Below are 13453 nucleotides of genomic sequence, written 5' to 3' on the forward strand. Positions count from 1 at the left end.
CCCCGCGTCAACGCACCGTCGCCAGCGCCGGCCCCTGCTCCCACCCGCCGCCGATGGCGCGCGCCACGGCCACGGTGGCCAGCAGGCGCTGGGTGCGGATCTGCGCCGCCGCCCGGTCCGCCGCCAGCGCGCTGCGCTGGGCGTCGGTCACGTCCAGGTAGGTCGAGACGCCGCGCTCGTAGCGCGCCTGCGCCACCAGCAAGGCGCGGCTGGCGGCCTGCTGCGACTGCGCCTGCACCTCGCCCTGCTTCTGGCGCTGCTCCACATCCGACAGCGCATCCTCGACTTCGCGCAGCGCCGTCAGGAGCCTGCCTTGGTGATTCGCCACCGCTTCCTCGTAGCGCGCCTTCGACAGCGCCAGGTTGGAGCGGTTGCGGCCCGCGTCGAACACCGGCAGCGACAGCGCCAGCGGGCCGATCGAGAACTGGCGCGCGCCGCCGCTGGCCAGGTCGCGCAGGTGCTCGGAGGCGAAGCCGAAGTTACCGGTCAGCGACAGCGAGGGGTAGAACGCGCCTTCGGCCACGCCCACCTGGGCGTTCGCCGCGCGCAGCTGGGCCACGCTGGCCGCCAGGTCGGGACGCTGCCCCATCAGGCTGGCCGGCAGGCCGACCGGAATGGCCGGCGGCTGCGGCAGCGCGCTGTTTGACGCCGCCATCAGCGGCGCGCTCGGCGAGGCGCCGACCAGGGTCGCCAGCGCGTGCTCGACCAGGTTGCGCTGGCGCTGCACCTCGTGCAGGTCGGCTTCGGCGTTGGCGCGCTCGATACGGGCGCGCGAGACATCCAGTTCGTTCGACAGGCCGGCCTTGAAGCGCGCCTCGACCAGCTCCTGCGCCTCGCGCCGGGTGTCGAGCGCGCCGCGCAGGATCGCCAGCTCGGCGTCCAGGCCGCGCAGCTGCCAGTACGAGGACGCCACCTGGCTCGAGAGCAGCAGGATCACCCCATCGCGGTCATCCTGGGCGGCCAGCGCCTGCGCGTCGGCCGCCTCGACCACGCGGCGCACGCGGCCCCACAGGTCCAGCTCGTAAGACAGCGAAGCGCCGACGTTGAAGTTGTTGCCCTCGATCGAGCGGCGGCCCAGGGCGATGCCCTGCGAGGTCTCGCTCGAGGTGCGCGAATTCGAGATGCCGGCGCCGACCGCGACGCTCGGCAGCTGGCCGGCGCGCACCACGCCCAGCTGGGCCTGGGCCTGCAGCAGGCGCTGGGCGGCGGCCTGCACGCCCGGGTTGTCGCGCAGGGCGCGCTGCTCCAGGCTGTCGAGGGTGGGATCGGCGAACACGGTCCACCAGCTGGCGGGCAGGCGCGCGGTGTCGCCGTTGGCAGCGTGGCGGAAGGCCGACCCGGTCGGCGCCGCCGGTGCCTGGAAGTCGGGACCGACGGTGGTGCAGCCTGCGAGCGCCAGCGAGGCGGCGATCAGGGTCAGTGCGAATGGCTTCTTCATGTTCTCTGCTTTCGTATTCAATGTGCGCCCGAGGCGCCGCCCGGCGACTTCACCTTGTCGGCCATCCAGATCGCCGCGATGCAGCCGATCAGCACCAGGCCGATGATCAGGAAGCCGTCGTTGTAGGCCATCACATAGGATTCGCGCCGCACGATGCGGTCGATGACGGCGAGCGCCTGGTTCGCGGCCGTGGCCGGGTCCATGCCGTTGGCGATGAAGCCCTGGGTCAGCTGGTCCAGGCGCTGCTGGGTGGCCGGCGCGTAGTTCGACACGGCTTCGCCCAGGCGCGCCGAGTGGAAGTGCTCGCGGTTCGTCAGCGAGGTGGCCAGCAGCGCGATGCCGATCGAGCCGCCCAGGTTGCGGGTCATGTTGAACAGGCTCGAGGCCGAAGGCATGTCGCGCGGCGGCAGGCCGGACATCGCGAAGTTCGACAGGGTCAGCATCACGAAGGGCTGGCCGATCGCGCGCACGATCTGGGTCAGCATCAGCTGGTCGTAGCCGGTGCTCGCATCCATGAAGGCGTTCATCACGCAGGAGCCGCCGAACAGCAGCAGGCCGAAGGAGCACAGGATGCGGTTGTCGACCTTGGACGACAGCGCGGCCGCGAAAGGCATCACGAACAGCTGCGGCAGGCCGACCCAGGCGATCACCTCGCCGATCTGCATCGGGGTATAGCCGGCGATCTGGCCCAGGTAGAGCGGCAGCAGGAACGAGGACCCGTACAAGCCCATGCCGGTCACCGCCGACAGCATGGTCGCGACCAGGAAGTTGCGCTGGCCGTACAGGGCCAGGTTCACGAAAGGATCGGGACGCGAGAAGCTCACCACCACCCAGCCCAGGATGCCGGTCAGGGACAGCGCGGCGAAAGTCACGATGAACTCGGACTCGAACCAGTCCTTCGAATTGCCCTCTTCCAGGAAGATGGTCAGGCAGGCCAGGCCCATCGCCATCAGGCCGATGCCGAGCCAGTCGGCGTTGACCAGGGTCTTGAGATTGGCCTTTTCCTTGTCCAGGCCATACATGATGCCGGCGATCAGCAGCACGCCCGGCACCCAGTTGATGTAGAAGATCGAAGGCCAGCCGTACAGCTCGGACAAATAGCCGCCCAGGGTCGGGCCCATGGCCGGCGCCAGGGTGGCGGTCAGGCCGAAGATCGCCATGCCGGCCGCGCGCTTGTTGGCGGGCAGGCGAGTGATCACGAGCGTCATCGCCATCGGGATCAGGGCGCCGCCGGTGAAGCCCTGCAGCATGCGGAACACGATCATGCTCTCGAGGTTCCAGGCCGCGCCGCACAGGGTCGAGAACAGCAGGAACAGGGCGGTGGTGCCCATCATGTAGTTGCGCACACCGAAGGCGCGGGTCAGCAGCGCGGTCATCGGGATCACGACGATCTCGGCGCACAGGTAGGCGGTGGAGATCCAGGAGCCCTCTTCCTGCGTGGCCGACAGGGTGCCGAGGATGTCGCGCAGCGAGGAGTTGGTGATCTGGATGTCGAGCACCGCCATGAAGGCGCCCAGCATGCCGGCGGCGACCGCGACCCAGGTGCGTGCGTCGACGCGCGCGCCGAGCGGCGGCGAATAAGGCGTGGCGGGCGCGCCCGCGACGGCGGGCTTGCTCAGGGAGCTCATGGGGCTTCCTTAGTGGGCCTGGGCCGCAGAGGCGGTCTGGGTATGCGCGACTTTCTGGTCGAGCGCGACCTCGGCCACCACCGACATGCCCGGCACCAGGCGGCCGGCGTACTTCTTCACGTCCTGCGGATCGAGGGTGATCTTGACCGGCACGCGCTGCACGATCTTGGTGAAGTTACCGGTCGCGTTATCGGCCGGCAGCAGCGCGAACTGGTTGCCCGAGGCCGGCGAGAAGCTGTCCACGCGGCCGACCAGGTCCTTGCCCGGCAGGGCGTCGACTTCCAGGTGCACCTGCTGGCCCGGCTCGAGCCTGGCGAGCTGGGTTTCCTTGAAGTTGGCGACCACCCACACATTGTCTTCCACCACCGCCAGCAACTGCTGGCCCGGCTGCACGCGGGCGCCCACTTCGATGCTGCGCTTGCCGACGCGGCCCGCCACCGGCGCCACGATGCGGTTATAGGCCAGCTGCTGGCTGGCGTCCTTCAGCTGGGCCTGCAGCACCTTGACCTGGGCCTTGAGCACGTCGCGCGCGGCGTCGGCGGCCGTCACCTGGGCCTGGGCCGCGCTGGCGCTCTCGCGGCGCGCCGCCACGTCGGCCACGGCCCCGGCGCGGGCCGCGCTGGAAGCGTCCACCTCGGCCTTCGAGACCGCCTTCATGGTCTCGCTGTACAGCTGGCCGAAGCGCTCGGCGTCCTGGCGCGCACGCACCAGCTGGGCCTCGGCCTGCCTGACCTGGGCGCCGGCGGCGGCCGCCTGGGCGCGCACCTGGGCCACCTGGGCGCCGGCCTGCCCGATCTGCTGCTGCACGCTGGCGATCTGGGCCTCGATCTGCTCGACGCGCACGGCGTGGTCGGCCGGGTCCAGCTCGGCGATCACGTCGCCCGCCTTGACCATCTGGTTGTCGTCGACCAGCACGCGGGTGACCACGCCGGCCACGCGCGCCGACACCGGGTGCACGCGCCCGGTGACGTAGGCATTCTCGGTTTCCACGTAATGATGGCTCTTGTACCACATGCGCCCGCCCGCGCCGATGGCGGCCAGCGCGATCAGTCCGACCACGGCCAGCACGCGCTTGTTGGGCGGCGCCTTGCCTTGGGCGGCGCCCTGGATGGGGGCGCCGGCCTGGGTAGTGGCGGCGGGCTTGTGCTCGGCCGGGGTATGCGCTTCTGCCATGGGAGTACTCCGAAGAAATGAAATGGTTTAGGCGCATTATTTTCCAAGATCCGGGCAAAGTCAAGAAATGAAACGGTTGCATTTCATTTGACTTTGCTCTAAAGTTTGAAGCATGAGCAAACCCATGTCTTCTTGCGTCAAGTCGGCCGGCCGCCCCAAGGCTTCCGAGGTCGAGGCGCGCACCCAGGAACTGATCCATGTCGCGGGCGGCCTGTTCCTGAAGCACGGCTATACCAAGGTCAGCCTGGAGGCCATCGCGCGCGAGGCGCGGGTCGCGGTGCGGACCATCTATGTGAAGTTCGGCGGCAAGGCCGGCCTGCTGAAGGCGGCCCTGGTCGCGCGCCGCGAGCGCTTCTTCCCGGCCGGCAGCATGGAAGAAGACACCCGCCCGCTGCGCGCCATCCTGGACGATTTCGCGCGCGTGTTCTATGCCCTGCTGTGCGAGTCCGACGCCGTGGCCCTGCAGCGCGTCGTGATTGCCGAGTCGGGCAGCAACCCGGAACTGGCGGACACCTTCTACGAGGCCGGGCCGCGCATGACGCGCGAGATGCTGGACCGTTTCTTCGCCCGCGCCGACGTGCGCGCCCAGCTGCGCGAGGACCTGCCCTTCGACCAGCTGCCGCCTTACCTGATCTCCTGCATCAATGGCGATCCCCTCGGACGCTTCCTGTTCCCCGACCAGGAACCTTGCGGCGAGGAAGCCGAGCGCCTGCTGGCGCAGCGCATGGAGCTGTTCTACCGAAGTGTCCTCAAGCATCCTTGAGGCAAGACTCTGTGCGTCATCGCACCGACCCGCCTCTGCCTTCCGTGAGAGCCTGAACGCCTTTACCAGGAGGGTGTCATGGATACCAAGAACACAACAGCGGCGCACCGCGAGGAGGCAGTATGAGCAAGTCGTCCCGTTACGAATGGCGTGACCAGCAGGCGTCGCTGCAAGAACGCATGAAATGCTTCATTGAAAACCCCGGCAACGAACAGCTCGAAGCGGTCGTTGCCGAAATGCGTGCCTACGCCGCCGCGGCGCAGGCGGGGACGATCGATATTCCGCAACGCTTCGTCAGTTTCGGCTGAGCAGTAGCGGGCCGCAAAAAGACCGTCCGGTTTGCCGGGCGGTTTTTTTTTGCCGGGTACAGCCCGCTAGATCGTCGCCACCGGCACCGGCTTCGCCGCGCCCAGGTCTTCCAGGTCGTAGACCCGCGTCAGGCAGTGCACCGTGCGCGATGCGCGGTGCCGTTCGTGGATCTCGCGGGTCACCACTTGCACCCTGCGCGGGGCCAGCGCCACCTGGCGCGGGTCGATGCCATCCCGGCCGTGGTCCTCGAATTTCGCCGCCAGCTGCTGCGAAATGGTCCCGGTCACGGTCGCGGGTTCGCCGCGGATCGTGGTCTTGAGTTCGAAGCAGCGCGATTCGGGCAGCACGAAGACCGTGCCGATGTAGTCATTGCCGTGTTCGTCCATGTCAGCCTCCTGAGCCAGACGCGACCGCGGCAAGAGGATTGCCGCCTCATGCCGCCATGATAGCGTTTCGCCAGCCGGCGGCAACCGGCGCACGCTTGGGCCGCCGCATTTCGCGCCGCCGGCGTGCAATTCGCGCCGCCAGGGCGGCGCCCCGTCGCAAGCCGGCATCCGCGGCCGGGCCGCCCGCTACAGTGCCTCCATCCCAACCGACTGGAGACCACCATGAAACTGTTCCCTCACGCAAGCTGCCTCGCCCTCCTCCTTTCCTGCGCCGCCGCCCATGCGGGCGACCTCGCGATCCGCGTCGACGACGTCAAATCCTCCGAAGGCAGCATCATGGTGGCGGTCTACGATTCCGCCGACAGCTTCCTCAAGCGCCCGGCCAAGGTGGCGCGGGTGCCGGCCAGCGCCGGCGCGGTGGACGTGCTGATCAAGGACCTGCCGGCGGGCGACTACGGCTTCGCCCTCTTCCACGACGCCAACGGCAACGGCAAGATGGACCGCAACCTGATGGGCATCCCGTCCGAAGCGCACGCATTCAGCAACAACGCGTTCGGCCACATGGGCCCGCCCTCCTTCGAGCAGACCAGGTTTTCGGTCGCCGCCGGCGGCGCCAGCGCCACCGTCAGCCTGCGCTGAGAGCGGCATGGACCGCCGCCGCTTCCTCGACGCCGGCCTCGGCGCGGGCCTCCTCGCCCTGACCGGCGGTGCCCGCGCCGACCAGGCCACCTACCGCCGCTTCCACGCGGCCCTGGCGCACGACCCGTCGCTGGCGGTGTATGCCGGCGTCGCCGGCAGCCAGGCCGGCGCGGCGCGCCTCAGCGGGCGCCTGCCCGCCGACCTGCAGGGCAGCTTCTACCGCAACGGTCCTGGGCGCTTCGAGCTCGGCGGCGAACGCCATCACCACTGGTTCGACGGCGACGGCTATGCCCAGTGCTGGCGGATCCGGGACGGCAAGGTACACCACCACGGCCGCTTCGTGGAAACGCGCCGCTTCCTGGACGAATCGGATGCCGGCCGGTTCCTGTATCCCTCCTTCGGCACCCACGTGGCGCGCCGGGGTTTTCGCGACAACGACACCCTGAACGCCGCCAACACCAACCTGCTGCCCTTCGACGGCCGCCTGTACGCGCTGTGGGAGGGCGGTTCCGCCACCGAACTCGATCCGGACACGCTGGCGACCATGGGCGCCAAGACCTGGCGCGAGGACTTGCGCGCGATGCCCTTCTCGGCCCACCCCAAGCTCGACCCGCAAGGCGGCATGTGGAATTTCGGCGCCCTGCCCGGCTCGGGCCGCATCGCCGTGTACCAGATCGGCGCCGGCGGCCAGGTGTTGCGCACCGGAGTGGTCGAGGCGCCACAGCAGGCCATGGTGCACGACTTCGCGGTCAGCGCGAAACACCTGGTCTTTCTCCTTCCGCCCTACGACCTGCGGCCCGGCGCAAGCCTGAGTTTCGCCGAACGCCACAAGTGGGCCGGCGACGGCCCGGCCGCGCGCCCGCTGCGCGTAGTGGTGGTGGCGAAGGACACGCTGGCCGTGCGCCAGGTGTTCGAACTGTCGCCCGCGATGGTGTTCCACTTCGGGAACGCCTGGGAAGACGGCGCCTGCACCCGCTTCGACGCGGTGCTCCACCAGGGTGACGCGATCGGCGAGCTGGGCGGGCTGATGGCCGGCGAGCGGCCCGCCGGCCCGCACGGGCGCAGCGAAGCGGTGCAAATCTGCCTCGACTATGCAAGCGGCCAGGCCCGCGTCAGCCGCTTGTTCGGCGCCAGCGAGTTTCCGCGCGTCGCGCCCCAGGTCGTCGGCAGCCGCCACCGCCGCCTGGTCTTGCTCGGCAACGAGGACGAGGCCGTGCTGTCGAGCGTGAACCTGGTGGATACGGACACCGGCAAGGTGGACAGCTACCGCTTCGGCGCCGGCTGGCAAGTCGAGGAGCATGTGCTGGTGCCACGCCGCCATGCACGCTCGGAAACCGACGGCTACCTGGTCGGCGTCGCGCAGGACCTGCGCAAAGAGGTGACCGTGATGACCGTGTTCGATGCCGGGCGGGTGAGCGCCGGGCCGCTGGCGCTGGCCCGGCTCCCCTATCGCACACCGCACTGCTTTCATGGTAATTTCTTGCTCGCATGATCACTTCCCACGAATCCCTTGCCCCCAGCCTGGCCCGCGCGCGCGGCCACCATCCCCTGGAACTGATTCCTCTGTTCCGGCGCTGGCCTCCCTCGCTCCTGCGTAACCTGCTCTACACGGCGGTCTGGAGCAGCCTGCTCGCGCTGGGGCTGACCATCGTGCAAAAGCTGATGGGCCGTTCAAGCATGTCCTTCACGCGGCTGCTGTTCGCCACCCTCGTGATCAGCAACCTGATCGGCTTCATGATCCACGCCATGCTGGAGCTGCTGGAGCGGTATTTCCCGCGCGGGAAGCCATGGCGCTTCCGCGCCGCCCAGGTACTGGCGATCGCCCTGGCCAGCGTGATCGGCATCCCCCTCGGCAATGCGCTGGTGGTCGGCAAGAGTCCGCTGCGCTTTTTCCAGTACAGCGCCACCCTCACCTTCCTGCTGGCCTTCGCGCTGATGACGGCGGTCCTGATGGTCATGGTGCTGGCGGCCGGCGAACGGCGCCTGCGGCGCGCGGCCGAGCATGCGCGCCAGCAGGAACAGATCGCCGCCGCCGGCCAGCTGATCGCCGAGGCGCGCCTGCGCGCGCTGCAGGCCCAGATCGAACCGCACTTCCTGTACAACACGCTGGCCAATGTCGTCAGCCTGATCGACAGCCAGCCGGCCACGGCGCGCCGCATGCTGGAGCGCTTCATCGACTACCTGCGCGCCAGCCTGGCCGCCAGCCGCGCCGAGCATGCGACCCTGGGAAGCGAGCTCGACCTGGCCGGCGCCTATCTCGACGTGCTGGGCGTGCGCCTGGGCGAGCGCCTGCGCTGGCGCACCGAGGCGGAGAGCGCGCTGCGCACCCTGCCGATGACGCCGATGCTGCTGCAGCCGCTGGTGGAGAACGCGATCATGCACGGCATCGAGCCCAAGCTGGAGGGCGGCGAGATCGTGCTGCGCGCGCGCCTGGACGGCGCCAAGCTGTGCGTCGAGGTCTGCGACAGCGGCAATGGCTTGCGCGCGGCCGCGCCGCGTCCCGGCGGCGGGGTCGGCCTGGCCAACCTGCGCGAACGGCTGCGCCAGCTGGCCGGCCAGCTCCAGCTTCTTGAAAACCCTGGCGGCGGCGTCACCGCGCGCCTGCTGCTTCCTCTTTCCACGGTGCCATCATCGACCATCCCCGCGCCCTGATCGCAGACGACGAACCGCATCTGCTCGACTATCTCGCTTCCCAGCTGGCCATCGCCTGGCCGGAACTGCGCATCACGCGCGCGGCCAACGGCGTGCAGGCGCTGGCGCTGATCGACGAATTGGCGCCGGACGTGGTGTTCCTCGACATCCAGATGCCGGGGCTGACCGGCATCGAACTGGCGGCGCGGCTGTGCGAAGGATCGAAGCCGCCGCGCGTGGTGTTCACCACGGCCTATGACCACTACACCCTGCAGGCCTTCGAGCATGCGGCTTTCGACTACCTGCTCAAGCCGATCGGGATGGAGCGGCTGACGCGGACCGTGGAGCGGCTCAAGCGGACCTTGTCCGTTCCCGCGCCGGCCGCGGATGCGCTGCAGGCCCTGCTGCAGCAGTTCGGGGCGGCGCCCGCACCGGCGCCCCTGCAGTGGATCCGCGCGGCGCATGGGCAGGAAACGCGGCTGATTGCCATCGACGAGGTGATCTACTTCCAGAGCAACGACAAGTACACCAGCGTGTTCCTGGCGGATGGGGAAAGCCTGATCCGTACGCCGCTCAGCAAGCTGAGGGAGCAGCTGGATGCGCGGCAGTTCTGGCAGATCCATCGCGGGGTGATCGTCGCGGCGAAGCACGTGGCGGGGACCAGGACGGATTTTCGCGGGAGGTTGCTGGTCAGGCTCAAGGGGCGGGATGAGCAGCTGGTGGTGAGCAGGAATTATGTGGAGTTGTTCAGGCAGATGTAGCTGGCGTTTCTGTTTTCGCTGCGCTTGGGAATTGGGTCCCCGCCTTCGCGGGGATGACGTTTTAGAGTTGCTACTTAAGTTTATTCCTGCCACCTGCGTAAGCACGTCACCCCCGCGAAGGCGGGGACCCAAGTTCGCAGCGCCGCAACTCAGTACATAAAAAACGGGACCTTGAAAGGTCCCGTTTTCACACGCTCAACAAACCATCAACGCTTGCGCGGCGGCGGCAGGTCGGTACACGTCCCTTCATACGCCTCCGCCGCCATGCCGATCGACTCGCCCAAGGTCGGATGCGGGTGAATGGTCTTGCCGATGTCCACCCCATCCGCGCCCATCTCGATCGCCAGCGCCACTTCGCCGATCATGTCGCCCGCGCTGGTGCCGACGATGGTGCCGCCGATGATGCGGTGGGTCTCCGCATCGAACAGCAGCTTGGTGAAGCCTTCGTCGCGGCCGTTGGCCACGGCGCGGCCGCTGGCGGACCACGGGAAGTGGCCCTTCTCGACCTTGATGCCCTTGGCCTTGGCTTCCTCTTCCGTGATGCCGACCCAGGCCACTTCCGGATCGGTGTAGGCCACCGACGGAATCACCTTGACGTCGAAGTGCGCCTTCTCGCCGTGGGCCGCTTCCGCCGCCACGTGCGCCTCGTGCACCGCCTTGTGGGCCAGCATCGGCTGGCCGACCAGGTCGCCGATCGCGAAGATGTGCGGCACGTTGGTGCGCATCTGGCTGTCGACCGGGATGAAGCCGCGGTCGCTCACCGCCACGCCAGCCTTGTCGGCGCCGACCTTCTTGCCGTTCGGGCTGCGGCCCACGGCCACCAGCACCAGGTCGTAGAGCTGCGGCTCGGGCGCGGTGGCGCCGGCTTCCGCCGCTTCGAAGCTGACCTTGATCCCTTCCGGCAGCGCTTCCACGCCGACGGTCTTGGTCTTCAACATGATGTTGTCGAAGCGGTGGGCGTTGTGCTTCTGCCAGACACGCACCGCATCGCGGTCCGCGCCCTGCATCAGGCCGTCCATCATCTCGACCACGTCGATGCGCGCGCCCAGCGTGGAGTACACGGTCGCCATCTCCAGGCCGATGATGCCGCCGCCGATGACCAGCATGCGCTTGGGCACCTGGCGCAGCTCCAGCGCGCCGGTCGAATCGACGATGCGCGGGTCTTCCGGCACGAAGGGCAGCTTCACCACCGACGAACCGGCGGCGATGATGCCCTTCTGGAACTTGATGATCTTCTTGCCGCCGTCAGGCGTCGTCACTTCGACGTGGTTGGGGCTCAGGAACTGGCCCACGCCCTGCACCACGTTGACCTTGCGCGACTTGGCCATGAAGTTCAGGCCGCCGGTCATCTTCTTGACCACGCCGTCCTTGAAGGCGCGCAGCTTGTCGATATCGACTTCCGGCTTGGCGAAGGAAACGCCGACGTCGCCCATGTGGGCGGTCTCGTCGATCACATGGGCCACGTGCAGCAGCGCCTTGGACGGGATGCAGCCCACGTTCAGGCAGACGCCGCCCAGGGTCGCGTAGCGCTCGATCAGCACGGTGTTCATGCCGAGGTCGGCGGCGCGGAAGGCGGCCGAGTAGCCGCCCGGGCCCGCGCCCAGCACCATCATCTCGCACTCGATGTCGACCGGGCCGCTGTAGCTGGCCGCGCCCGGCGCCGGAGCCGCGGGGGCCGACGGGGTCGGGTGGGCCGGCGCGTACGAATCGGCCGGCTTGTTGGCCGGCGCCTGCGCCGGAGCGGCGGCAGGTGCGGCGGCCGCGGCTGGTGCAGGTGCAGCTGCCGCTGCCGCTGCGCCCGATTCGTCCAGCACCAGCAGCATCGAGCCTTCGTTGACCTTGTCGCCGACCTTGACCTTCAGTTCCTTCACGACACCAGCGTGGGTCGACGGGATTTCCATGCTGGCCTTGTCGGATTCGACGGTGATCAGGGACTGGTCGACCTTGATGGTATCGCCCGCCTTGACCAGCAGCTCGATCACTTCCACATCCTTGAAGTCGCCGATGTTCGGGACTTTTACTTCAACAGTGCTCATGAACGCGCTCCAATCACAGAAGGGTCTTGCGCAGGTCGGCCAGCACCTCGGCCAGGTACGCGGCAAAGCGTGCGGCGCCGGCGCCGTCGATCACGCGGTGGTCGTAGGACAGCGACAGCGGCAGCATCAGGCGCGGCTGGAAGCTCGAGCCGTCCCACACCGGCTTCATCGCCGACTTGGACAGGCCCAGGATGGCCACTTCCGGCGCGTTGATGATCGGGGTGAACGCGGTGCCGCCGATACCGCCCAGCGACGAGATGGTGAAGGTCGCGCCCTGCATCGCGGCGGGGCTGAGCTTGCCGTCGCGCGCCTGCGCGGACAGCTCGCCCATCTCGACGGCGATCTGCGAGATGGTCTTCTTGTCGGCATCCTTCACGACCGGGACCACCAGGCCGTTCGGGGTGTCGGCCGCGAAGCCGATGTTGTAGTACTGCTTGACGATCAGGCTGGCGCCGTCTTCCGACAGCGACGAATTAAATTGCGGGAACTTCTTGAGTGCGGCGACCGACGCCTTGATGACGAAGGCCAGCATGGTCAGCTTGACGGTGGACTTCTGCTTGGCCAGCGCGGCGTTGGAATCGACGCGGAACTGTTCCAGGTCGGTCACGTCGGCATCTTCGAAGTGGGTCACGTGCGGGATCATGACCCAGTTGCGGTGCAGGTTCGGACCCGAGATCTTCTTGATGCGCGGCAGGGCCACGGTTTCGGTCGGGCCGAACTTCGAGAAGTCCAGCGACGGCCATGGCAGCACGTCCATGCCTCCGCCGCCACCGGTCTTGGCCGGGGCCGCTGCGGTCGGGCCGGCGGCCATCACGCCCTTGACGAAGTTCTGCACGTCCTGCTGGGTGATGCGGCCCTTCGGACCGGTGCCCGGCACGCGCGCCAGGTCCACGCCCAGTTCGCGGGCGAACTTGCGGATCGACGGCGAGGCGTGGGCTTTCGAGCCGGAGACGCCTTGCGAAGGTGCCACGGCCTGCGCTGCGGCCGGCGCGGGCGCTGCGGCAGGGGCCGGTGAGGCTGCAGCCGGAGCCGGAGCGGCTGCCGGTGCGGGCGCTGCGGCCGGAGCTGCCGCGGCAGGTGCGCCGCCGCTGGCTTCGAGCATCAGCACGAGCGAACCTTCGGCCACCTTGTCGCCGACCTTGACCTTGATTTCCTTGACCACGCCGGCATGGCTCGACGGGATCTCCATGCTGGCCTTGTCCGATTCGACGGTGATCAGGGACTGGTCGACCTTGACGGTGTCGCCCGGCTTGACCATCAGCTCGATGACTTCGACTTCCTTGAAGTCGCCGATGTCCGGGACCTTGACTTCGACGATGCCGCCCGATGCGGCTGGCGCGGCGGCGGGCGCAGCTTGGGCGGCCGGCGCAGGTGCGGCTGCCGGAGCCGGAGCCGCGGCGGCAGGTGCGGGCGCAGCGGCGCCGGCGGACTCCTCGAGCAGCAGCACGAGCGAGCCTTCGGCGACCTTGTCGCCGACCTTCACTTTGATTTCCTTCACGACGCCCGCATGGCTGGACGGGATCTCCATGCTGGCCTTGTCCGATTCGACGGTGACCAGCGACTGGTCGACCTTAATGGTGTCGCCCGGCTTGACCATCAGCTCGATCACTTCGACTTCCTTGAAGTCGCCGATGTCGGGGACTTTGACTTCCACAATGCTCATAGTGTTAGCTCCAATTATTTTTCGAG

At 68.3% G+C, this 13453-nt stretch carries 12 protein-coding genes; 6 read left to right on the forward strand and 6 right to left on the reverse strand.

Annotation, left to right across the window (positions count from 1 at the left end; all coding sequences use genetic code 11):
- Positions 1-7: 7 nt before the first annotated feature.
- From KBW98_RS06635 to KBW98_RS06645, 3 genes are read right to left on the reverse strand one after another with little or no spacing between them, the layout of a single operon-like run.
- On the reverse strand, positions 8-1438 hold the full coding sequence (locus KBW98_RS06635) for an efflux transporter outer membrane subunit (RefSeq protein ID WP_211519339.1): 1431 nt from the start codon (positions 1436-1438) through the stop codon (positions 8-10).
- 17 nt (positions 1439-1455) lie between these two features.
- Positions 1456-3066 (reverse strand): DHA2 family efflux MFS transporter permease subunit, encoded by a 1611-nt coding sequence (locus KBW98_RS06640; protein WP_211519340.1) that lies wholly within the window; start codon positions 3064-3066, stop codon positions 1456-1458.
- 9 nt (positions 3067-3075) lie between these two features.
- Entirely contained in the window at positions 3076-4239 is a 1164-nt protein-coding gene (locus KBW98_RS06645; protein ID WP_211519341.1) for an HlyD family secretion protein, read from the reverse strand.
- 124 nt (positions 4240-4363) lie between these two features.
- Here KBW98_RS06645 and KBW98_RS06650 point away from each other — a divergent pair, with 124 nt between their 5' ends.
- Both KBW98_RS06650 and KBW98_RS06655 read left to right on the forward strand, forming a co-directional pair.
- A complete protein-coding gene (locus KBW98_RS06650) occupies positions 4364-5002 on the forward strand; it encodes a TetR/AcrR family transcriptional regulator (RefSeq protein ID WP_229429027.1) in 639 nt (212 codons plus the stop codon).
- A 122-nt stretch (positions 5003-5124) separates the two neighbouring features.
- Entirely contained in the window at positions 5125-5310 is a 186-nt protein-coding gene (locus tag KBW98_RS06655; protein ID WP_211519343.1) for a hypothetical protein, read from the forward strand.
- Between the two features lie 66 nt (positions 5311-5376).
- On the opposite strand, the gene KBW98_RS06660 is transcribed toward KBW98_RS06655, so the two are convergent.
- Positions 5377-5697 carry a hypothetical protein gene (locus tag KBW98_RS06660; RefSeq protein ID WP_211519344.1) on the reverse strand — a complete coding sequence of 107 codons (321 nt, stop codon included), beginning with the start codon at positions 5695-5697 and terminating at the stop codon, positions 5377-5379.
- A 222-nt stretch (positions 5698-5919) separates the two neighbouring features.
- On the opposite strand from KBW98_RS06660, the gene KBW98_RS06665 reads away from it, so the two are divergent.
- From KBW98_RS06665 to KBW98_RS06680, 4 genes are read left to right on the forward strand one after another with little or no spacing between them, the layout of a single operon-like run.
- On the forward strand, positions 5920-6336 hold the full coding sequence (locus KBW98_RS06665; protein ID WP_211519345.1) for a DUF2141 domain-containing protein: 417 nt from the start codon (positions 5920-5922) through the stop codon (positions 6334-6336).
- A gap of 7 nt (positions 6337-6343) precedes the next feature.
- The gene (locus tag KBW98_RS06670; RefSeq protein ID WP_211519346.1) at positions 6344-7828 is read left to right on the forward strand and encodes a carotenoid oxygenase family protein; all 1485 of its coding nucleotides are present in this window, start codon (positions 6344-6346) and stop codon (positions 7826-7828) included.
- On the forward strand, positions 7825-8988 hold the full coding sequence (locus KBW98_RS06675) for a sensor histidine kinase (RefSeq protein ID WP_211519347.1): 1164 nt from the start codon (positions 7825-7827) through the stop codon (positions 8986-8988). The genes KBW98_RS06670 and KBW98_RS06675 overlap by 4 nt, the downstream gene beginning before the upstream one ends.
- Positions 8989-9008: 20 nt before the next feature.
- Positions 9009-9728, forward strand: coding sequence for a LytTR family DNA-binding domain-containing protein (locus KBW98_RS06680; protein WP_229429031.1), 720 nt, complete (start codon positions 9009-9011; stop codon positions 9726-9728).
- A 206-nt stretch (positions 9729-9934) separates the two neighbouring features.
- On the opposite strand, the gene lpdA is transcribed toward KBW98_RS06680, so the two are convergent.
- Positions 9935-11764 carry a dihydrolipoyl dehydrogenase gene (lpdA, locus tag KBW98_RS06685; protein WP_211519348.1) on the reverse strand — a complete coding sequence of 610 codons (1830 nt, stop codon included), beginning with the start codon at positions 11762-11764 and terminating at the stop codon, positions 9935-9937.
- Positions 11765-11777: 13 nt separating this feature from the next.
- On the reverse strand, positions 11778-13427 hold the full coding sequence (gene aceF, locus KBW98_RS06690; RefSeq protein WP_211519349.1) for a dihydrolipoyllysine-residue acetyltransferase: 1650 nt from the start codon (positions 13425-13427) through the stop codon (positions 11778-11780).
- Between the last annotated feature and the right edge of the window lie 26 nt (positions 13428-13453).

Origin of the sequence: Massilia sp. ST3, assembly GCF_018119405.1 — a bacterium.
GTDB lineage: Bacteria > Pseudomonadota > Gammaproteobacteria > Burkholderiales > Burkholderiaceae_D > Telluria.

Bases quoted from the DNA above. Each gene is read 5' to 3' on its own strand.
- KBW98_RS06650 (WP_229429027.1), top strand. From the start codon at position 4,364: ATGTCTTCTTGCGTCAAGTCGGCCGGCCGCCCCAAGGCTTCCGAGGTC.
- KBW98_RS06640 (WP_211519340.1), bottom strand. From the start codon at position 3,066: ATGAGCTCCCTGAGCAAGCCCGCCGTCGCGGGCGCGCCCGCCACGCCT.
- KBW98_RS06675 (WP_211519347.1), top strand. From the start codon at position 7,825: ATGATCACTTCCCACGAATCCCTTGCCCCCAGCCTGGCCCGCGCGCGC.
- KBW98_RS06645 (WP_211519341.1), bottom strand. From the start codon at position 4,239: ATGGCAGAAGCGCATACCCCGGCCGAGCACAAGCCCGCCGCCACTACC.
- KBW98_RS06670 (WP_211519346.1), top strand. From the start codon at position 6,344: ATGGACCGCCGCCGCTTCCTCGACGCCGGCCTCGGCGCGGGCCTCCTC.
- KBW98_RS06655 (WP_211519343.1), top strand. From the start codon at position 5,125: ATGAGCAAGTCGTCCCGTTACGAATGGCGTGACCAGCAGGCGTCGCTG.
- KBW98_RS06635 (WP_211519339.1), bottom strand. From the start codon at position 1,438: ATGAAGAAGCCATTCGCACTGACCCTGATCGCCGCCTCGCTGGCGCTC.
- lpdA (WP_211519348.1), bottom strand. From the start codon at position 11,764: ATGAGCACTGTTGAAGTAAAAGTCCCGAACATCGGCGACTTCAAGGAT.
- KBW98_RS06665 (WP_211519345.1), top strand. From the start codon at position 5,920: ATGAAACTGTTCCCTCACGCAAGCTGCCTCGCCCTCCTCCTTTCCTGC.
- aceF (WP_211519349.1), bottom strand. From the start codon at position 13,427: ATGAGCATTGTGGAAGTCAAAGTCCCCGACATCGGCGACTTCAAGGAA.
- KBW98_RS06660 (WP_211519344.1), bottom strand. From the start codon at position 5,697: ATGGACGAACACGGCAATGACTACATCGGCACGGTCTTCGTGCTGCCC.